The sequence below is a fragment of the Devosia sp. GW821-FHT12F11 genome, from assembly GCF_058806655.1.
On record NZ_JBXAPX010000004.1, the window covers coordinates 34,599 to 55,402 of the forward strand.

The 20,804-nt window shown below is 65.9% G+C and carries 16 protein-coding genes; 10 read left to right on the forward strand and 6 right to left on the reverse strand.

Annotated elements, in window-relative coordinates; all coding sequences use genetic code 11:
- Positions 1-18: 18 nt before the first annotated feature.
- The gene (locus tag AC1ROK_RS12955) at positions 19-3,372 is read right to left on the reverse strand and encodes a hypothetical protein (RefSeq protein WP_492847466.1); all 3,354 of its coding nucleotides are present in this window, start codon (positions 3,370-3,372) and stop codon (positions 19-21) included.
- 265 nt (positions 3,373-3,637) lie between these two features.
- Here AC1ROK_RS12955 and AC1ROK_RS12960 point away from each other — a divergent pair, with 265 nt between their 5' ends.
- The 3 genes from AC1ROK_RS12960 to AC1ROK_RS12970 all read left to right on the forward strand — a co-directional run bounded on the left by AC1ROK_RS12960 (position 3,638) and on the right by AC1ROK_RS12970 (position 8,874).
- A complete protein-coding gene (locus tag AC1ROK_RS12960; protein WP_492847468.1) occupies positions 3,638-4,165 on the forward strand; it encodes a peroxiredoxin in 528 nt (175 codons plus the stop codon).
- Between the two features lie 87 nt (positions 4,166-4,252).
- Entirely contained in the window at positions 4,253-5,434 is a 1,182-nt protein-coding gene (locus AC1ROK_RS12965) for a M23 family metallopeptidase (protein ID WP_492847470.1), read from the forward strand.
- A gap of 116 nt (positions 5,435-5,550) precedes the next feature.
- The gene (locus AC1ROK_RS12970) at positions 5,551-8,874 is read left to right on the forward strand and encodes a beta-ketoacyl-ACP synthase 3 (protein WP_492847472.1); all 3,324 of its coding nucleotides are present in this window, start codon (positions 5,551-5,553) and stop codon (positions 8,872-8,874) included.
- Here AC1ROK_RS12970 and AC1ROK_RS12975 read toward each other — a convergent pair.
- Positions 8,831-9,955: a helix-turn-helix transcriptional regulator gene (locus AC1ROK_RS12975; protein WP_492847474.1), complete on the reverse strand. Its 1,125-nt coding sequence runs from the start codon at positions 9,953-9,955 to the stop codon at positions 8,831-8,833. The two genes, AC1ROK_RS12970 and AC1ROK_RS12975, sit on opposite strands and share 44 nt — an antisense overlap.
- 192 nt (positions 9,956-10,147) lie before the next feature.
- Positions 10,148-11,276 (reverse strand): peptide chain release factor 2 gene (gene prfB, locus AC1ROK_RS12980; protein WP_492847476.1). Its coding sequence is split into 2 segments (ribosomal slippage): positions 10,148-11,206 and positions 11,208-11,276, totalling 1,128 coding nucleotides; the frame shifts between segments, so codons are not numbered across the junction.
- Between the two features lie 115 nt (positions 11,277-11,391).
- On the opposite strand from prfB, the gene AC1ROK_RS12985 reads away from it, so the two are divergent.
- A complete protein-coding gene (locus AC1ROK_RS12985; RefSeq protein WP_492847478.1) occupies positions 11,392-12,165 on the forward strand; it encodes an NAD kinase in 774 nt (257 codons plus the stop codon).
- Here AC1ROK_RS12985 and AC1ROK_RS12990 read toward each other — a convergent pair.
- The 3 genes from AC1ROK_RS12990 to AC1ROK_RS13000 form a co-directional block, all read right to left on the reverse strand.
- Positions 12,162-13,370, reverse strand: a complete 1,209-nt coding sequence (locus AC1ROK_RS12990; protein WP_492847480.1) for a DUF2336 domain-containing protein — start codon at positions 13,368-13,370, stop codon at positions 12,162-12,164. The genes AC1ROK_RS12985 and AC1ROK_RS12990 overlap by 4 nt on opposite strands.
- A gap of 156 nt (positions 13,371-13,526) precedes the next feature.
- Positions 13,527-14,378 (reverse strand): lytic transglycosylase domain-containing protein, encoded by an 852-nt coding sequence (locus tag AC1ROK_RS12995; protein ID WP_492847482.1) that lies wholly within the window; start codon positions 14,376-14,378, stop codon positions 13,527-13,529.
- A 69-nt stretch (positions 14,379-14,447) separates the two neighbouring features.
- Positions 14,448-15,026, reverse strand: a complete 579-nt coding sequence (locus AC1ROK_RS13000) for a nitroreductase family protein (protein ID WP_492847484.1) — start codon at positions 15,024-15,026, stop codon at positions 14,448-14,450.
- Between the two features lie 115 nt (positions 15,027-15,141).
- On the opposite strand from AC1ROK_RS13000, the gene AC1ROK_RS13005 reads away from it, so the two are divergent.
- From AC1ROK_RS13005 to AC1ROK_RS13030, 6 genes are all read left to right on the forward strand, one after another.
- Positions 15,142-16,143 (forward strand): RgsD C-terminal domain-containing protein, encoded by a 1,002-nt coding sequence (locus tag AC1ROK_RS13005; protein WP_492847486.1) that lies wholly within the window; start codon positions 15,142-15,144, stop codon positions 16,141-16,143.
- Positions 16,144-16,265: 122 nt separating this feature from the next.
- Entirely contained in the window at positions 16,266-16,691 is a 426-nt protein-coding gene (locus AC1ROK_RS13010; RefSeq protein WP_492847488.1) for a YciI family protein, read from the forward strand.
- Positions 16,692-16,705: 14 nt separating this feature from the next.
- A complete protein-coding gene (locus AC1ROK_RS13015) occupies positions 16,706-17,125 on the forward strand; it encodes a YciI family protein (protein ID WP_492847490.1) in 420 nt (139 codons plus the stop codon).
- A 140-nt stretch (positions 17,126-17,265) separates the two neighbouring features.
- Positions 17,266-18,528 (forward strand): RNA polymerase sigma factor, encoded by a 1,263-nt coding sequence (locus AC1ROK_RS13020; protein WP_492847492.1) that lies wholly within the window; start codon positions 17,266-17,268, stop codon positions 18,526-18,528.
- 135 nt (positions 18,529-18,663) lie between these two features.
- Positions 18,664-20,430 (forward strand): tetratricopeptide repeat protein, encoded by a 1,767-nt coding sequence (locus tag AC1ROK_RS13025; protein WP_492847494.1) that lies wholly within the window; start codon positions 18,664-18,666, stop codon positions 20,428-20,430.
- Positions 20,431-20,518: 88 nt separating this feature from the next.
- The gene (locus AC1ROK_RS13030; RefSeq protein WP_492847496.1) at positions 20,519-20,785 is read left to right on the forward strand and encodes a PilZ domain-containing protein; all 267 of its coding nucleotides are present in this window, start codon (positions 20,519-20,521) and stop codon (positions 20,783-20,785) included.
- The last annotated feature ends 19 nt before the right edge of the window (positions 20,786-20,804 follow it).

Sequence of the window (20,804 nt, forward strand, 5' to 3'; positions counted from 1 at the left end):
ACTCGATCTGTCGCCGCATCACTCGACGCGCGGAATTTCCTTGGCCCGGTATTCGAACATCCGGCGGAACGCCCCGGGGACCAGTGCCGACATCGGGTTGATCTTGAAATCCGGCTTGTCCAGTGGCCCGCGCACCGCGAAGGTTACCCCGAACAGGCCCTCACCATCACGCCCCGCCAACGGCCCCAGCAGCTTCGAAAACGCGTTGTTGAGCCCGAACAGCGGCACATAGGTGCCGGTAATGTCGTACTGCCGCTTGTCGGTGTAGATGAAACCGCGCGCCGTGCCACCCACCGTGGCGCCGGCCAGCACCGCGTCGGTGATCTCCACCCGATCGCTGCGCCGCACGAATTCCGCCTCGGCGCTCTTGAACTCGAGCTTGTTGGAGCGCGCGATCATCTGCTTGGACTGAGAGTGGTTGCCGAGAATTTGCGCCACGTTGCCCTCGTTGACGAAAGCGAAGTTGCGCAGTGAGAACTGCCCGACATCGATCTTCTGGTCATTGACCGTCTGGACCACCAGGCTGCCGGCGCCGCCCTCGACATTGGGGTAGACGTTCATCAGCCGCAAAAGCGTGCCCAGGTCGTTGAACGCCACCGACATCACCTTGCCGTCCGGCGTCGGGTTGGTGGTCACCGAGACGCTGCGGTTGCCGCCGAGATTTGCCTGAAGATTGACGCGCTGCAGGTCCGCCCCGCGCAGCACCAGGTCGAGGTTCACGTTGAACGCCGTAGTCTTGTAAAAACCCAGCGCCCGCTTCAGTTCGAGATCGACCGCGATGGTCTGGTTGTTGACCGCCGTCGCCTGCGGACCCCCGGTCGAATCGCCGCTGAGACTGAAGAAGCGCTGCAGCATCGGCTTGAGGTCGAGCTGATCGCCGCGCAGCCGCACCTGGTAGCCGTTGCGGATCGGCGTCAGCGAAATCTGCGCCTCGTCGCCGGGACTGAGCGCAAACGAGGTGAACTCGGCCGACTGCAGGCCCTCCTTTAGATCGAAATCCAGGCCACCCTGAAGTTTCACATCGCCGAAACCAAGGTCGAGGTCGTTGATGGTGACAGCATCACCCGCCAGCTTGATCTGTGCCGCGGCCGTTCCTTTGACCCCCGCCGCCTTGCTGATGCCGAGGTCCTTGACGCTGAGGCTCGCGTCCTGCAGGTCCGCCGCAAGCTGCATGCTGCCATCGCTGAGCGGCTTCACCGAAATGGTCAGCGGCCCGTTGAGGAAAGCCGAGGTGTCGACGCCGAACTTCTTGAACGCGTCGGAATCCACCTTGGCTGTCAGCACTACGTCCGGCTTCTTGGGGTCGAGCGTCCCCATGGCGGAGATCGCGGCGGGCACCCCGTCGAGCTCGGTCGTACCGCTTACATTGAACCCGGCCTGGGTCAGGCGGAACTGCAACTGCCCCTTGCCGACGCTATGCCCCTGGATCGGCGAGGCGGTCTCGAGATCCTGCAGTGTGCCGTTGACCACATAGTCCATGGTCCGCGGCTTGTTGGTCTTCTTGTCCGTGACGAAGGTCGCCACCAGACCCAGCGAAACCTGGCCCTTGAGGATGTCGAGATCGATCGGCAGCGCCGCCTGCTGCAGCGCCTGCGGCTGGTTGGTCTTCACCCAGTCGATCAGCGCCGGGATGCCGCCGGACAAGTCACCGGAGATCTCGTACACCGCCTCGGTGTCGCTGTTCGAGCCGATGATGAAGCCGGCATTGGCAATCGAGATATTGCCCTTGGACGTCGGGATCGTCGCACCGTCACCGGAAATCTGGATGTCGGCGTCCTTGAGGCTCAGCTTCATCTCGCCTTCGATGGTGATCGGATCCATCGTATCGAGCGCTTTGATCTTGACGCCGACGCCGACGATATCGATCGACATGGCGTTCTTGGGCATCGGCTTGTTTTCCCCGGGCTCGCCGAGCGAGCCAACCGGGAAGTCGTAGCGCATGGTCGATTTCTTGATCCGACCGCCGACCACGTTCTTGACGAACCAGTCGCGCGACTCGCTGGCGAGGAAGGCGGGCCACAAGCGCTTGAGGTCGTCGGCCGACAGCCCGTCGCCGGCGATGTTCATCTCGAAGCCGGTGCCGCGCCGCACCATGTCGATGCGCCCCGTCGAAACCAGCTTGCTGCCGTCGGCCTTCTTGGCCTCGAACTGGTCAATGCCGGTGGCGCCGTAGAGCGGAGCCGACCAGCCCTGGAAGTTCACCTCGGAGAACGGCGCCTCCGGCGTCCCCTGTTCGTTGGCGATGGCGACGTCGCGCGCCGCCACCTTCATGCCAACGATCGGTCCATAAAGCGGGTCGAGGCCGAGCTTGAACACGCCGCTGACATAGCCCGTGCTGCCGGCGATGCTCACCTGCATCTCGCCCATGGTGAACTGGCCGATCGAGGGATCCCACACGACCTCGGCGATCGAGGTGGCGATCGGGAAGAACTGACCGTTGACCCGCACGTCCATGCCCGTCAGGTCGACGTGGAACAGCCCGTCGGTGATCTTCTGCGTGTCGGTAAAGCCGACATCGATCGACACCGATGCCGTGCCGACCACGGAGATCGCCGTCTCCTGTTCGCCCACGAAGGGGGCAAAGGCGCCTGGGTCGAGGTTGGTGATCGAGGCCTTGAGGCGAGCTCCGCCATCGTCGGTCTCGACCCACTCGAGGATGCCGTTCATCACCGATCCGCCGATACCCGCGGAGAAGTTGCCCGAGGCGGACTTGCCATCGGCGTTCGGCGCGATGTCGATGTTGATCTCGGTGAAGTGTCTGAGCACGCCATAGAGCGCGTCATTCATGTCGAGCGCGCCGCGCTTGACCACCAGCCGGGAGAAATTCCCCAGCTTGGCCTGCTGCACGATGCCGGCAATGCCCTTGGCGGCAGCCTCGAGGTTATAGACGAGCCAGTCGTTGTCGGAGCGGATGCCAAGGCTGGCCTCCGGCACCTGGCCCTTCACGTCGACGCCGCCGGGCGACAGGTTTACTTCGGGGAACTGATCCTGCCCCTCGATGATCCGCACCGTACGGCCGCCATCGGGCTCATCCACATACTCGAACTTGGCGAGGCGCGGCCCGAACAGGTCCTGGTTCACCTGCAGGTGCGGACCGACGATGGTCACGGTGGCGCCCGGCTGCCCGACCAGCGCCCTCAGCGGCGAGAAGCCGACCTCGAGCGCATCGATGCTCACCGTGCCGCCGGTCTTCACGTCGGTGAAGGTGACCGGCTTGAACTGGATCACCGGCCAGACGAAGCCTTCGAGCGCCAGCGCCATGTCGCCCAGCTCGAGCTTGCTGCCCGCCGGCATCGAACCAAGCACCAGGTTGCGAACCTGCGAACTGACGAACGGCAGCGGGATCGGGGTAACCAGCAGCACGGCGTACATGACGACGAGCAGAACAACAGGCGCAGCGACTGCCGCCGCTGCGATCCTACCCAGGATGCGCCATGCCGAGCGCTTGCGGAGTTGGGAGCCAGGGGCTGGAGTAGGTTTCACTGCTTTCCGACTTGAGGCCGCTCGCTTTGCCGCCCTATCCTAGAATCAAACCGAGCAGCGGTTCACTGCCAGATGATACCGGCTGCAATATGGCACTAACACCCATTGGATGCGCGGCTTTTCCGGCGTTTTCCCGTCTACCGATCCGGACCACATGACCCTTCCTCTTCCCGGCACCCCTGCCCCAGACTTCGAACTTGTCACCGACAGCTACGAGAAGTTCCGCCTGTCGGATCATCTTGGACACCCGGTGGTGCTCTACTTCTATCCGCAGGATGATACCGAGGGCTGCACCCTCGAAAACATCGAGTTCACCGACCAGATGCCCGAGTTCCGGCGGCTCGGCGCCCTCGTCGTCGGCATTTCGCCCGACACGGTCGAAAAGCACTGCTCCTTCCGGGACAAATACAATCTCGGCGTCATCCTCGCCGCCGACCCCGAGCGCAAGGCCATCGAGGCCTATGGCATCTGGCAGCTCAAGAAGCTCTGGGGAGTCGAGTATATGGGGGTGAAGCGCATTACCGTGCTGGTCGGCCCCGATGGCAACGTCGCCGAAGTCTTCCATGCCACCCGCATCAAGGGGCATGCCGAAAAAGTGCTCGCTGCGACGCGCGCGCTGGTCGCCGAGGCTGGCATCCCACCCACCAAACCCAAGCGTGCGCCAACCAGGCGCAAGGCCTGAGTGCCCCACGTAGCCGGGCTTTTCGCGTTTGTTAACCCTAACAGATCATGATCGGGAGCAGTGAAGTGGCGTCCCGGAGTTCTGGCGGTGCGTGCGAAATCGAGTGGCGTTCGGCCGGCCGCCCAGCCGGTCTCCAAGGTGTTCGGCGCTCCCCCGCACAAGGCGAAACGGGAGCCCGGCATCCGGCCCGGCCTATTCTACCTGGCTTTCGCGGCGCTGTTCGGCACCAACGTCCTGACCCTCGTCGGCTTCCTGATGGCCCCCGACATCGCCGCGCTGCTCAACGGCCAGAACGATGTGGTCGTTTCCGCCTATGAGGATCGCATCGCCCAGTTGCGGGTCGAGGTGGATCGCCTGCATTCGCGGCAGTTTGCTCAGGCCGGCGATATCAACCTGCAGTTGCAGGAACTGACCCAGCAGCAGGAAGTGCTGCTCGAGCAGCATCAACTGGTGAAACAGCTCGCCGCCAAGGCCGCCGAGCTCGGCATCGAAACCGCGGCAACCCAACCGGTCGACGACGATGCCACCCCACTGGCCGCGATCGCTCCGGTCGCTGCAACCGGCGATCTCGCCGAGGTCGGCGCTTCGATGACCCGGATGATGGACGACAGCCGCATGGCGCTGGCCGCGCTGTCGGTTTCGGCTACCGAATCGACCGACACCATCCTCGATGTGCTCGGCGGCCTGGGGATCAAGCCGAACATGCCGGACGGGCTGACCGACGCCGTCGGAGGCCCGTACCAGCCTCCGGTCGAGGGCGGCGATGCCAGCGGCATTGTCGACGACGCCAACGACGTCTACCTCGCCCTGGCCCGCTTCAAGGCAGCGCGCGGCGCCATCGACCTGGCTCCGATCCACAAGCCGATGGATTCGCTGAACCGCATCAGCTCGACCTTCGGCAACCGCAAAGACCCCTTCACCGGCGGCCGCGCCTTCCATGCCGGCCTCGATTTCCCCGCTCCCAAAGGCACCACCGTACTCAGCGCCGGCTACGGCAAGGTCACCTTCGTCGGCGAGAAGTCCGGCTACGGCAATCTGGTCGAGGTCACGCACCTCACCGGCCTCGTCACCCGCTACGGCCATCTCAGCGCTTTCCTCGTCAAGGAAGGCCAGGTGGTGAACACCGGCACGCCGATCGCCAAGGTCGGTTCCACCGGCCGCTCCACCGGTCCGCACCTGCATTTCGAGGTGCGCCGCAAGGATGTGGCGGTCGATCCCGGCAAGTATCTCGCCGCCGGCAAGCGCCTGGCGCGCTTCCTCGGGGCGTAGAGCGCCTTCAGGAAATTGCAACGCCGCAACGCGTTCGGCAAATCAGCCATGCATTCGCCCAAGACCAGCTAGTTGCTCTGGTTTTTCGCCGGGGACGGGTTTAGGTTCCCGCCACAATGCTGATGACCTCAGACATTCCAACGATGCTGCGGCTGCACCGGGCGATGTTTCTCGCCCGTGAGATCGACCGCGTGGAACAAGACCTGGTCAAGCAGGGTCTTGCACATTTTCATGTCTCGGGCGCCGGGCACGAGTCGACCGCACTGATTGCCGATTATCTCGGCCAGCAGGATTGGCTGCACCTGCACTATCGCGACAAGGCGCTGCTTCTGGCGCGCGGCCTGCCGCTGGTCGAATTCTTCCGCAGCCTGCTCGCGACCGGCCCGTCGCATTCCGCCGGCCGCCAGATGAGCGCGCATTATTCGGCCCGCGAGCTGAATGTCGCCTCGATGGTCGGGCCGGTCGGCAACAACGCGCTGCACGCCGTGGGTAACGCCCAGGCAGTGAAGTTCCACCCCGATTCTCCGGTGGTGATCTGCTGCGTCGGCGACGGCACGACTCAGCAGGGCGAGTTCCTCGAGGCGGTCGGTGAAGCCGTGCGCACCGGCGCCCCGGTGGTGTTCGTCATCCAGAACAATAACTGGGCGATCTCGACCAAGACTCCAGGCCAGACTTTCTTCGATCTGCCCACCGGCCCCGCCGACAGCTTCCTCGGCCTGCCGATCCGCCGCGTCGACGGCGTCGATCTGGCCGCCACCCGCACCGCCTTCGAATCCGCGGTGACCCATACCCGCGCCACCCGCGGCCCCGCGCTGCTGCTGATGGAGCTCGAACGGCTGTCGGATCACACCAATGCCGACGACCAGGCGCTCTATCGCGCCGCCGACGAGCTGAAATCCGGCAAGAGCCGCGATCCGCTCGAAGCCATCCGCCAGTCGCTGCGCGAGTCGCAGATGGGCGACGCGGCCCTGGCGCAGCTCGAAACCAGCCTGATCGCCGAAGTGGCGGCTGCCGTCGCCGAGGCGCGCGACGAAGCCGTGCCGCAGACCGCCGGCGAGGCCAAGGCGCCCTACCCGGCCGAATTTGCGCACGCCAAGGAATATCGCGGCGACGCCAAAGCGTCGAACCTGACCATGCGCGAGGCCCTCAACCGAGTGCTGCGCGATCAGCTCGCCGCCAATCGCGACGTGCATCTGCTCGGTCAGGACATCGAAGACCCGAAGGGCGACGTGTTCGGCGTCACCAAGGGCCTGTCGACCGCCTTTCCGGGCCGGGTTCGCAACGCTCCGCTTTCCGAGTCGACCATCATCGGCACCTCGATCGGCCGCGCCCTGACCGGCCAGCGGCCGGTGGCGTTCATCCAGTTTGCCGACTTCCTGCCGCTTGGCTTCAACCAGATCATCTCCGAGCTCGGCTCGATGTACTGGCGCACCGACGGCAGTTGGCAGGCGCCAGTGATCCTCATGGTGAGCTGTGGTGGCTACAAAGCCGGCCTCGGCCCGTTCCACGCCCAGACGTTTGAATCGATCCTCGCCCATGTGCCCGGCATCGATGTGGTGATGCCGTCGAGCGCCGGCGACGCCGCCGGGCTGCTCAACGCCGCCTTCCAGAGCAAGCGGCCGACGGTGTTCCTCTATCCCAAGAGCGGCCTGAACCTGTCGGACCGCCGCACCTCCGACGATACCGCGAAGCAATTCGTGCTGCCCGGCAAGGCGCGCGCCGTGCGCCAAGGCAACGAGCTGACGCTGGTTACCTGGGGGAACCCGCTGACCCAGTCGCTGCTCGCCGCCGAGACCCTGTCCGGCGCCGGCGCCGAGCTCGACGTCATCGACCTGCGCTCGATCTCCCCCTGGGACGAGGACGCGGTGCTCCGCTCGGTACGCCGCACCAGGCGCCTGCTGGTCGTCCACGAAGACAACCACACTGCCGGCTTCGGCGCCGAAGTGATGGCGACAGTGATGGAAAAGGCCGGCATTCCGGTCAGCGCCAGGCGCGTCACGCGCGACGACATCCATGTGCCGTTCCAGTTCGAGCGGCAGATCGACACCCTGCCCTCCTACCGCCGGATCATGGAAGCGGCCGCCGCGCTGCTCGAGTTCGATCTCGCGTGGGAAGCACCCAAGGCAGACACGGGCCCGGCCGCGATCGCCGCCATCGGTTCCGGCCCCGCCGACGACGAGGTCGAGGTCGTGGAGCTCCTGGTGAAGCCAGGCGACATGATCAAGACCGGCGATCTGGTTGCGGTCGTCGAGGCCACCAAGGCCGCTGTCGACGTGCAGGCGACCGTCACCGGCAAGGTGCTGTCGATCGCGGTCGAACCCAAGCAGAAGATCGCCGTGGGCGCGCCGCTGATGTTCGTCGAGGCCGACGCCTCGGTGGCGCGGCAACAGGCGACCGTCACCGCCGAGCGCATCGACAAAGCCATCCTGAAGCGCCGTGGTGCGCCGCAGGCCGCGCCTGCCGCCATAGGCCGCGCCGACGTTCCGGTGGGCGTTGCCGGCATTGCCGGCGTGACCGGCGGGCGCAAGGTGCACAACGCCGACCTCAAGGGCAACTGGCAGACCCGCGACGCCGGCGACATCGTCAAGCTGACCGGCATCGAGAGCCGTCGCTGGGTGCAGCCTGGCGAGACGGTGTTTTCGCTCGCCGTCTCCGCCACGCAGAAACTGCTCGACGAGCAGCAGCTCGAAATCAGCGACATCGACCTGGTGATCGCGGCCACCGGTACGCCTGACGTGATCACCCCGTCGCTGGCCTGCCGCGTCGCCGACGCGGTCAGCACTGCTGGTCGAGCCAGCCTGCCGGCCTACGACATCAACGCCGCCTGCTCCGGCTACCTCTACGCCCTGGCGCAGGCTCGCGACTATGTCACCAGCAACCCAAGCGCCCGCGTTCTGGTGGTGACCTCGGAGGTCCTGTCGCCGCTGCTCGACCAGAACGACTTCAACACCGCGGTGCTGTTCGCCGATGCTGCCACCGCCTCGCTGGTGCAGGGTCCGGGTCACGACCAGCCGACGCTGTTCACCTTCGCCCAGCCGACCATCGCCGGCGCTCCGGAATCCGGCGAGTTGCTGAGCGTGCCGCGCGCCGGCGAAGGCTACATCAAGATGAACGGCCGCGAGGTGTTCGCCGATGCCGTCCGCGCCATGTCGGCGACGCTCACCTCGGCCTGCGCCGCCGAAGGCATCAGCATGGACGACATCGACCTGATGGTGCCGCACCAGGCCAACCAGCGCATCATCGACGCCATTGCCCGCCGCTCGGGCCGCCCGGCGCACTCGATCATCCGTAACCTCGGCAACACCAGTTCCTCGACCATCCCGCTGGCGCTGATGGATGCCCTGCCGACCACCAAGCCCGGCGACCGGCTCGGCCTCGTCGCCTTCGGCGGCGGCATCACTTACGCGGCGGCAATCGCGACGGTGGGACCGGGACGCTAGCCGTCGGCACCAGCCCCTGCAGCAGGCCGACCAGATCGGCCTGCCGGTGCATTCCGGTCTTGCCGAACACCGCCTGCACCTGGTTGCGCACGGTCGCGGCGCTGGCGCCGGTGCTCGAGGCGATCTGGCCGATGGTCATGCCGCCGCCGAGCGCGCGGGCGATCCTCGCCTCGGCCGGCGTCAGGTCGAACAGCCCTTGGATCACCGCGGCGTCCGGCAATTCGCGCAGGGTCACCGGCGTCATCAACAATACGGCCGCCGCCCCGGTGAACACCTCGCGGGCCGACGCACGGATGGGCAGGATGTGGGCCACCATTGCCGCACTGCCGTCCGCAGCCGGAACGGGGATCGAGCGCACCGGCCCGGTATGCAGCCCGGCCTCCGCAGCCTCAAGGGCCGTCGTCAGCATTTCGTCGGCCCGCGGATTGGTGAGGCCCAGTCGCGTCGGGCGCGACTGCACCACCGAAGGCGTCAGCGCTTCGAGCAGGCTGTTGGTGGCGATGGCCGCACCACGCGGGCCGAGAACTGCCGCGGGAATCCCGACCATCTCGAGTGCCGCCACGGCGCCCTGGGCGCGCTCAAAGGCGATACGAGCCGACATCAGCGCCGCCCGCGCCAGGTGCGGTCGCAGCAGGTCGAGGCGCTCCACCACTTCGCGTTCCACCGGTCCATCTTCGAGCCGGCGTTCACCGTGAAAGATCAGCAGGTCGCCGGTCGGCACCTTGATGCCGGTCGCGACACCCCAGCCAAAGCCGCGCGGCACGAAGAACTCCCGGCGGATCGGATCGGCTTCCCACTCCTCGCGGCTGAACACATCGAGGTCGGTGACGAAGCCGGGATGATCGTAGGCGAGGAGACGCGCCGTACGATCGTCATGCCCCGGGTAGCCGCCTTCGAAGTAGCCTCGCGACATCTCGTGCAAGCTCGGCGAAGCCGTCCAGTGCGCCGCCTCACCGCGGATCGCGAACAGCACCGTACCCGCCACCTTGGCGAGATCGCCCAGTCTTTCGAGCACGCTGGGCCACAGGTCGGGAACAGCCCCGGCCTCGTAAATCCTGTCGACCAGGTCGTCGTCCTCCATCGGCGGCTTCCCCAAGGCAGATGCCTATTGAGTGACGTAACTCACGGCACATTGCATTAGTTCAAATGCATCATGCGTGCGCAAGACGTTACCGGTAACAGTATGCCTGCGCCAAGGTGGCCCTGGGCGCTCATCTCGATTTCGGGTCTTCGGATGGTCGTTGGCCGGTGGCAATGCCGCCGGCCAACTTCGTTAATCGGCGTCGGCGACCTTGTCGGCGTAGCCGGTGACGCGCGCCGCCAGCGAGGCTTCCATGAAGTCGTCGAGATCGCCATCGAGCACCGCTGAGGTGTTCGAGGTTTCGTGGCCGGTGCGCAGGTCCTTCACCATCTGGTACGGCTGCAGCACGTAGCTGCGGATCTGGTGCCCCCAGCCAACATCGGTCTTGGCCGCCGATTCCGCGTTCGCCGCTTCCTCGCGCTTCTGCAACTCGGCCTCGTAGAGCCGCGCCTTCAGCATCGCCATGGCGGTGGCGCGGTTCTTGTGCTGGCTGCGCTCCTGCTGGCAGGCGACGATGATGCCTGACGGGATGTGCGTGATGCGGATCGCCGAGTCGGTGGTATTGACGTGCTGGCCACCGGCGCCGGACGAACGATAGGTATCGACCTTGAGGTCGCTTTCGTTGATCTCGATGTTGATGGTGTCGTCGACCACCGGGTAGACCCAGGCGCTCGAAAAGCTGGTGTGCCGGCGCGCGGCGCTGTCATAGGGCGAGATGCGGACGAGGCGATGCACGCCGCTCTCGGTCTTCAGCCAGCCATAGGCATTGTGGCCGGTGACCTTGATCGTCGCCGATTTGATCCCGGCTTCTTCGCCGTCGTGGATTTCCATCGTCTCGACCTTGAACTTCCGCCGCTCCGCCCAGCGCGTGTACATGCGCAACAGGATATTGGCCCAGTCCTGGCTCTCGGTGCCACCGGCGCCGGAGTGGATTTCGAGGTAGCAGTCGTTGGCATCCGCCTCGCCGGAGAGCAGCGTCTCGACCTGCGCCGAACGGGCTTCCTTCAGCGTCTCCTGCAGCGCCTGCTCGGCCTCCTTGACCACATCGGCGTCGTTCTCGGCCTCGCCCATTTCTATGAGCTCGGTGTTGTCGCGAATGGAGGCCTCGAAGGCCTTCACCGCCTTCACCTGCACGTCCAGCTCGTCACGCTGCTGCATGATCGGCCGGGCCTTCTCAGGGTCGGCCCAGAAGTCTGGATGCTCGGTCCGTGCGGTCAGATCGTCGAGGCGGGCTTCAGCTGTATCCCAGTCAAAGATGCCTCCTCAGCAGGCTTACGACCTGCTCGATTTCGGCGATGACCTTGGTGATTTCGGCGCGCATTTCTATCCTCAATCCGTTGCCGCTCATGTAGTTGAGACGAAGGGCCCAATCAACCCGTTCTTCCCCCCCTCACCTGTGCATGCTAGGCAGCGGGCTCAGAAGCGAGGGGCCAGCCGTGACGGAACGTATCGAAGGCGTAAGCTTCGTTTCGAGCGGCACGCCGGAGGCGGATCGCGCTGCCGACCTGCTGCGCGAGCGCTATGGCGATAGCGGCTTCGATAACGCCAGCACCGTCGTCGCCCTGGGTGGCGATGGTCTGATGCTGCAGACGTTGCATCGCAAGATGGGCAAGAACGTGCCGGTCTACGGCATGAACTTCGGCTCGGTCGGCTTCCTGATGAACGAGTTTTCCGCCGATGGCCTCGCTGCGCGCCTCGCCGCTGCCAAGCCGACGCACATCTACCCGCTCGAAATGAACGTCCGGCTGGCCGACGGCTCCGAGCACCGGGCACTGGCGCTCAACGAAGTGTCGCTGTTCCGCATGACCTATCAGGCGGTGAAGGTCGAAATCCTCGTCGACGGCCAGCCGCGGCTCGAGGAACTGATCTGCGACGGCGTGCTGCTGGCGACGCCGGCCGGCTCGACCGCCTACAACCTCTCGGCTCATGGTCCGATCCTGCCGATCGACTCGCCGCTCCTCGCGCTGACGCCGATCTCGCCCTTCCGCCCGCGCCGCTGGCGTGGCGCCATCCTCAACAACCGCGCGGTTGTTACCTTCCGCACGCGCGAGGCCGAAAAGCGGCCGGTGAGCGCGGTGGCCGACAATGTCGAATTCCAGCGGGTGATCGAGGTGACGGTGCGCGAGAACCATAACCAGAAGGTAACGCTGCTGTTCGATCCGGGCACCGGTCTCGACGAGCGCGTGCTGAGCGAACAGTTCCGCTACTAGGCCGCAGGCAGCGCCAGGCGCTCTTCTGCCTCGAGCTGCGGCAGCGCCATCTCGGCTTGCGTCATTCCGGCGAAGGCCGACATCACCCCGCGTGCCGCCCGTCGGGCGAGGATGACATTCTGTTCGCTGAGATAGGCAAACGCCTCCTCGAGCTCAGGAGGGATTACCCCGTCATGCTCGACGATCAGTTCTTCGGTCAGCGCCGTCACCACGAAATGCCGCGCCGCGAGGTCGTCCGCGAGGTCGGCCGCACGGGCGTGAAAGATCAGCCGCGCCAGCATGTTGCGTACCGCTTCACCGAGGCCGCAGCGTGAGAACAGCGCGTTGAGCGCCGACCGGCTGCCATGCTCGAGCAGCGTGAACACTTTCTCGCGCGGGGTCTCCGACAGCTGCGCCACGCAGTCGGCGAAGAACAGCACGTGCCCCTGGACGATGGCGTGCAGCATCACCCGGGTAGAGACGAACTCCGCTTCCACCAGCTCTGCCGCATAGGGGGCCCTGCCCGCCGCCGCTTCCTGCTCGCCGATCGCCGTCAGCGCCGTATCGGTCGCATCGCGCAGCAGCCGCTCCAGCCGATGCGGCGCCACCGCTCCGCTGACCATGCGTGTGCTGCGCAGCGCCACCGCGACGGCCTGAACGAGAACGAGCCGCGCATCAGCCGGCAGGTCATCGCGCGCCAGCAGCAACCCACGCAGCTCGGCGTCGTCGGTGCCCTCGCGGTCCGCCACCTGGCGCAGCATCATTGGAGAGAACGGCACATCCGGTCGATCCAGCAGCTTGGCCAGTAACGGTCGTCCGCCTCTGGCCACCAAGGCCTCGGCGACCCGCTGGCTGAGCCGCTCGCGCGTCGCCGTCGCCATCAGCATGGCCTCGTCGGCGCCGCGGATCAGCGCCATCAGGTCGGCATCGACCAGCGCCGGCGAATACTGCACCACCGCGCGCGCGATCACCGGGCTATCCTGCAGCAGCGCCAAGAGGATCGGCCGCGGCGCTTCCACCGCGTGCAGCAGCCCATAGGCGAGCGCGCCGCGCACCCGCACCGACGGATCGTCAAGGAAGCCGATCAGCGCCGCATAGAGGGCGGCGTGTTCATCGGCAGGGCCATAGTGGTTGAGATAGGCCATGGCAGCGAGGTGGGCCGCCTGCCCCCGCTCCTCACTGTCGCGCGATTGGCTCAGCGCGACGAAATCCTGGTACGCAACCATCAGGCTCTCCGCTGAGCGAGATCAGGAAAAGTCTGAGACTTTTCCGGTTCGATCTCGCGAGAAAACAAAGACTCGGAGCTGGGGTGCGATTCCACGAAGCGCAATCCGGCTCTCGGCGCTGAGAAAGACGCTATCGGGGAAGGCTTAAGGAACGGTTCACCATAATTTCGGCGGCTTGGGCAGCGCGCCGTCCTGCCCGTAAAGCTGGGTGAACAGCGCGCTTCCCTGCGCTTCCGACGCAGGGCTCAGCAGCGTCCGTGCCTGTACCTCACCGTCGCTGGAGAACAGCGAGGTGAACGACATGTCATCCGGCGAGAACCGCGATGGGATCGGGGCCGATTCCCATTTGCCCGCCGGCGCCGCTGGGTCGACGGCCAACTGCTGCGCGGCGAAGCGCGGATCGACCGCGCCGTCGTGCTTGTCGACCAGCGCCCGGTAGACCTCGCGAATCGTCCGCGCCTCACCGCCCTCGTAGAAGATCGACCGGTTGGCCTTGGCCTGCTTGGGGAACAGCTTGGCGGCGATCTGGTCGGGATCCTTGAGGCCGGCGTCGAACAGCTTCTCCGCCCCCTGCGCGCCGAGGAAATGCGCGATGTAGAGTTCGCCCGGGCTCGGCATGCGGCCGAACTTCTCGAACAGATACGCCCCATTGCTCCGGGTGAACGCCGCCGCCATGTCCGAGGCGATTTGCGGATCCTCACGCAGTTTGAGAACTTCCTGCCGCAGCGCCTTGTCAGCGATGTAGTAATCGCCGTCCGAGTCGACCTTGATGGCGTCAGCGTACTGGCCGTAGCCGAGCCGCGGCCCCTCCTCCTTCATCACCTGCAGCCAGGTGCTGTCGAGGAACTGGAACAGCCCGGTCGCACTCGACGTCCGGGCCTTGGCTTCGGGATTGAGGCTGCTTTCGCGGATCGCCGTCCGCAGCAGGTAGTCGAAGTCGACATCGCTCTTCGCCCCTGCCGTGTCCATGGCATAGGCAAGCGGCTGCGGCACCGATATCGGCTTCACGCCCATCGACTCGAAGGGTCCGTTGCTAACGTTCGGTTAACCAATCGCCCGCGACTGGTTAACGAATGGTTAGCCCTGCCACCTCGTCACCACTTCATCGAGGTTCGGCCGGTCGCGGTCTTCGATCACCGTGGTCGGGGTGCCGATATGGATGAAACCGACAAAACGCTCGCCGCCGCGCGCCCCGAGCATGGTCTGCGCCTCGGTGTCGAAACCATACCAGCGGTTGGTCCAGCTGGCGGCAAAGCCCATGGCAAAGGCTGCGTGCGAGAGGTTGAAGCAGACATTGCCGGCCGACAGCAGCTGCTCCATCTCCGGCGCCTTGGGGTTGGGCTTGGGCGACAGCAGCACGCCGATGGTCACCGGAGCCGGCAGGAACTGTCGCCGTTCGATATCGAGCCCAGCCTCGTCGAGCTCGGGACGCTTGCGCTTGGCGATCTCGGCAAGCTTCTCGCCGGCTTTGATGCGGTCGTCGCCCTCGATCAGAATCAGCCGCCACGGCACGAACTTGCCGTGGTCGGGAACGCGCGTGCCGATGGTCAGAATCTCACGCAGCTCGTCCGGTGTCGGGCCGGGATCCTTGAGGAAGCCGATACCGACGGAACGGCGGGTTTTGAGGTAGTCGCGCACTGCAGCGTTGATGGGCATGGTCTGGTCCTTGCGAGCGTCCGGCCCTTATGACACAGCTTTTCCCCAATCCAAGCGTAGGCACGCGAGGCATTTTGAAGCGAGGCGCTGCGGGGCGTCGTTTGCGAGGTCGTAGGTGAAGCTCAGGTATTGGCTCGGCATTCTCGGGATCGCGGCGATGCTCGCGCCGATGCTGGCGATCGCCGAGGATCCGCCGGTTCCCCTGCCCCGTCGTGCCGACCGCATGCCACAGCAAGCCGTCGAGCAACTGGCCAACACCCCCTCCGAGGTGGCAAGCACCGAGGCGGCGGACACCCCTGCCGTCGATCCGGGGCCGGCTGCCGCCGCTGCCGAAGCGGTGGTGGCCGACACCACGCCGCAACCTGTGACGCTGATGGCCAAGATCACCGAGGACGGAAATTCGCTGCCCGACGGCGTCACCTGGCGCGTCTTCGAGACCCGCACCGATGCCTCGGGCGACCTGGTGCTGGCGCAGAAATCCGACGATGCCACCGCCCACCTCGAACTGCCGCCCGGTAGCTATGTCGTGCACGTCGCCTATGGCCGGGCCCAGACCACCGACACGCTCACCGTCGCCGAGGGGCAGAACTCGAAATCCCTGATCCTCGATGCCGGCGCCATGCGCCTCAACGCAGCGGTGACGGGCGATGTGGCGATCCCGATCAACCTGCTCCGCTTCGATATCTATACCAGCGGCAGCACCGAGGCCGATCGGACGCTGGTGGCGCAGAACCTCAGCCCTAACGACATCGTCACCCTCAACGCCGGCACCTATCACATCGTCTCGTATTTCGGCGACGTGAATGCCGTGGTGCGCGCCGATCTCCGCGTCGAGCCCGGTCAACTGACCGACGCCACGCTCTACCATCGCGCCGCGCAGATCTCGTTCAAGCTGGTCAGCGAGGCCGGCGGCGAGGCCATCGCCGATATCGATTGGACGGTAAAGACCGCTGACGGCCAGACCGTTTTCTCCAATATCGGCGCCTTCCCCTCGACCGTGCTGGGTGAAGGCGACTACCTGGTCTTCGCCAAGCGCGGCGACCAGGTCTACAACCGCGAGTTCCAGGTCCAGCCCGGCGCGGCCAAGGAGATCGAGGTCCTCACCGCGGTCTATTGAGGCCATCTCGAAGAATCTTCACAACCCGTGTCGATCTCCCGATCGGTCGCTCGTCGTGCCAATGCAGCAGGATGAACTCGCGCCCTTCCAACGCGACGTCCGCCGACACCAGGAGACCGAAGATGCGCTTCATGATCATCGTCAAAGCCACCACCGACAGCGAAGCCGGCATCATGCCGCCGCCCGAGAGCTTCGAGGCGATGGGCCGCTTCAACGAGGCGCTCATCAACGCCGGCGTGCTGCTGGCCGCCGAGGGCCTGCATCCCTCGAGCCAGGGCGCCCGCGTCACTTCGGAAAGCGGTACGCTCGTGGTCAAGGACGGTCCCTTTGCCGAGACCAAGGAATTGATCGCTGGGTTCTGGGTCATCAGCGTCAAATCGCGCGACGAGGCCGTCGAATGGGTCAAGCGGATCCCCTTCGAGGATGGTGAAACCATCGAGCTCCGCCGCGTCTTCGAGGCTGCCGACTTCGCCGAGATCGTGCCGCAAGAAGCCGTCGCCAAGGAACAGGCGTGGCGCGACGCCACCCAGAAGCCCATCACCAACTGAACGAGGATATCGACATGAAGTTCATGATCATCCGCAAGGCAGACGCCGAGACCGAGGCCGGAGTGATGCCGGGGGCGGACCTCATCGCCGATATGACGCAGTTCCACGAGGACGCGGCCAAGGCCGGCATCGTCATCGCCGGCTCCGGTCTGATGCCGAGCTCCCGCGGCGCCAAGGTGAAGTTCAACAACGGCAGGCCCACCGTTATCGACGGCCCCTTCGCCGAGGCCAAGGAACTGATCGCCGGCTACACCCTGATCGAAGTGCCGTCGCGCGAGGCGGCGATCGAGTGGGTCAAGACCTGGCCCAGGCTCGACGGCCACGGCAATGTCGAAATCGAGATCCGCCAGCTCTTCACCGAAGAGGATTTCGGCGAGGCCTACACCGAAGCCATGGCCAGCAAGGACGCGGCCCGCAGCGCTTCGCAGCCCTGAGTAAGCGCCGTGCGCCGGTCGGGGATGAGCAAGTGGCTCACCCCGGGATGAGCAAGTGGCTCACCCCGGGATGAGCAAGTGGCTCACCCCGGGGATGAGCACCTTGCTCCGGCGGATCGGATTTGGTCTGATCCGCCGCCATGACCGAAAGAGAAACCCATCGCGCCATCGAGGCGGTGTTCCGCATCGAGCAGGCCAAGCTGATCGCTGGTTTGACCCGAATCGTGCGCGACGTCGGCCTCGCCGAGGAACTGGCGCAGGATTCGCTGATCGTTGCGCTCAATCACTGGCCGGAGAGCGGCGTGCCGCGCAACCCGGGCGCCTGGCTGATGCAGACCGCTAAGCGCCGCGCCATCGACTATTTCCGGCGCAACAAGATGGCGGCGCGCAAGCTCGACGAGCTCGGCTACGACCTCCGCGAGATCGAATCCACTGCGCCCGATCTCGACACCCCACTAGACGACGATGTCGGCGACGACCTGCTCAAGCTGATCTTCACCTCCTGCCACCCGGTGCTCTCGCCCGAAGCACGCGTGGCCCTGACGCTGCGCCTCCTCGGCGGGCTCACCACCGACGAGATCGCCCGCGCCTTTCTCGCCGCCGAGCCGACCATCGCCCAGCGTATCGTGCGCGCCAAAAAGAGCCTCGCCGAGGCCGGCATGCCGTTCGAGGTCCCGAGGGCCGAGGAGCGCACCGGGCGCATGGCCTCGGTGCTCGAGGTGCTCTACCTGATCTTCAACGAGGGCTATTCGGCCACAGCCGGCGACGACTGGACCCGCCCGCAGCTCTGCGAGGAGGCGATGCGGCTTGGTCGCATCCTCGCCAGCCTCGCGCCCGACGACGCCGAGGTCCATGGCCTCGTCGCGCTGATGGAGATTCAGGCGTCCCGCCTCCGCGCCCGTACCGGGGCCAATGGCGAGCCCGTGCTGCTGCTCGAGCAGAACCGCGCCTTGTGGGACCAGATGCTGATCCGCCGCGGCCTAGCCGCCCTCGACAAGGCCGAGAGCCTGGTCGGCGCCGGCCCCTACGTGCTGCAGGCCGCCATCGCCGCCTGCCACGCCCGTGCCCGCAAAGCGGACGAGACCGACTGGCGGCGTATTGCGGCGCTCTACGACATGCTGGCCGAGATGACCCCGAGCCCGGTGATCGAGCTCAACCGCGCCGTCGCCCACAGCATGGCCTTCGGCCCCGCCGCCGGCCTCGCCATCCTCGACACCATTGCCGATGACCTGGCGCTCAGGAGCTACCACCTGCTGCCCAGCGTCCGCGGCGACTTCCTGGTCAAGCTCGGCCGGCTGGCGGAGGCCCGACTGGAGTTCGAACGTGCCGCAGGGCTCACCCGCAACGAGCGCGAGCGCATCCTTTTGCTCGATCGCGCCGCGGCCTGCCAACCCGCTGCCTGACGCGGGCAGAGTGCGAACGTCTGGCCCTGAGCAAGACTGCCATGCGCGAATTGTTCTGAAGCAGAACGCACGCCCGCTATCTCCGTTACATTTCACAGTGCTATAGAGCGAGAGCTTGCAGCAGAAGCATACAGCATGGCTCAACCCGACCGCCGATTGGTCCCGATCGTATCGCTGGACATCGTGGGATATTCCCGCCTTGTCGAGCGCAGTGAACGTCAAACCCTGCGCCTCGTGCAGCGGGTCTACGATCGGCTGATCTCGCGCACCATCGGCGCCGCCGGCGGCAAGGTCTTCAAGACCATGGGCGATGGCCTCTTGGCCGAGTTCAACAGCGTCGTCGCCGCCGTGCAATGGACCGCCGACCTGCAGCGGCAGATCCATGAGCGCAAGATCCATGCCCCCGGCGGCGAGATGTTCCAGGTGCGCGCCGGCATCGTGCTCGCCGACGTGCTGGTGGCTGGCAACGACCTCTACGGCTCGGGCATCAATCTCGCGGTGCGCGTCCAGGGCCACTCGCCCGCCGGCGGCATGTGCATCACCAAGTGGATGTACCAGTATCTCGACGGCACCATCGAGTTGCCGTTCGTCGACATGGGCCCGACCGAGCTCAAGAACATCTCCAAGACCGTCCGCATCTACGCCTGGCATCCCTCCGGCCTGACGCGCCCGCAACAACCCGAGTCGCCCCCGCCGCCGCCGCCGAGCAACCGGCCTTCGGTGGTCGTCCTGCCGTTCGACAACCTCTCGGGCGAGGCCGATCAAAGCTATTTCGCCGACGCCGTGGTCGAGGAAATCACCGCGACGCTCAGCCGGGTGAAGGACTTCTTCGTCATCGCCCGCAACTCGGCCTTCACCTACAAGGGCCGCGCCGGCGTCGACATCCGCCAGATCGGTCGTGATCTCGGCGTGCGCTACGTCGTCGAAGGCTCGGTGCGCCGTGTCGGCGAGCGAGTCCGCATCACGGCGCAGCTGGTCGAGACCGAGGCGGGCAGCCACATCTGGTCCAACAAGGTCGACGGCGCCGTCGCCGACCTGTTCGACCTGCAGGATCGCATGGCCGCGGAAGTTGCCAGCGCCATGCAACCCTCCATTCGTCGCGCCGAGGTCGAGCGGGCGCGCAAGAAGCGGCCGGAGACGCTTGCCGCCTATGACCTGGTGATGCGCTCCCTGCCCCACCTCTGGTCGCACAGCCCCGACGACAACCGTGAGGCCATTGCCCTGCTGACCCGGGCCCTGGCACTCGAACCGCACTACGGCCTTGCCGCCGCGCTGGCGGCCTGGGCGCACGGCCAGCAGGTCGCCTATAACTGGACAGCCGATTTCGCCGCCGAGCGCCGCACCGCCGGTGCCCTGGTCGAAACGGCCTCGCAGCACGTCGCTGACGATCCAACCGCGCTGACGGCTCTCGCCTCCGCCATGATGATGCTCGGCGGCGACGTGCGGCAGGCGGCGACTTTCGCCGATCGGGCACTGGAGCTGGACCCGAACCACGCCTGGGCCTGGATGCGCCGCGGCTGGGGCCACGTCTATCTCGGCAACCCCGAGGAAGGCCTCGCGGCCTTCGAGCGCTCAGCGCGGCTCTCGCCGATGGATCCGTTCGCCTTCAACGTGCACCTGGGAATGGGGCTCGCCAATTTCGCCGCCGGCCGGCCGCAGCAGGCGATCGACTGGGCGCAGCGCGCCATGTCGGAGCGCCCCGGCCTCACCTGGCCGCATCGCGATCTCGCAGTGTACTTTGCACATCAAGGCGACCTGGCGGCGGCCCGCGACGCACTGGAGCGTTTCCAGCGCGCACACCCGGATGTCAGCCTCGCCTCGATCGGCGATGGACTGCGCTTCATGTATCCGTCATTGCTGGCGCGCTATCTGCAAGGGCTGCAGCTGGCCGGAATGCAATAGGCAAGTCGCAGCGCAACTTTATCCATTCCGTAAGTATTTCTCCAACACCGCATCGGCATTGTCCCGCCTGGGCTTTGGGGGTTTGAGCTTGGATATCCGTCTCGAGAAACGGCTTTCGCCGCGTCGCAACACCATGATCGAGGCGACGATCGTCTTCGATGGCGGCCGCACCCGGATCCGTTGCATCATCCGCAACCTGTCCGAGACCGGCGCCAAGCTCGAGGTGGCATCCGTCACCCGCATTCCACGCACCTTCGACCTCGTGGTCGAGAAGGTTCGCCCACAGGCCTGCATCGTCATCTGGCGCTCCGTCAAGGAGCTCGGAGTGCAGTTCCGCGACCCGGTCATTCGCTGAACCCCGCCTGAACCACAGG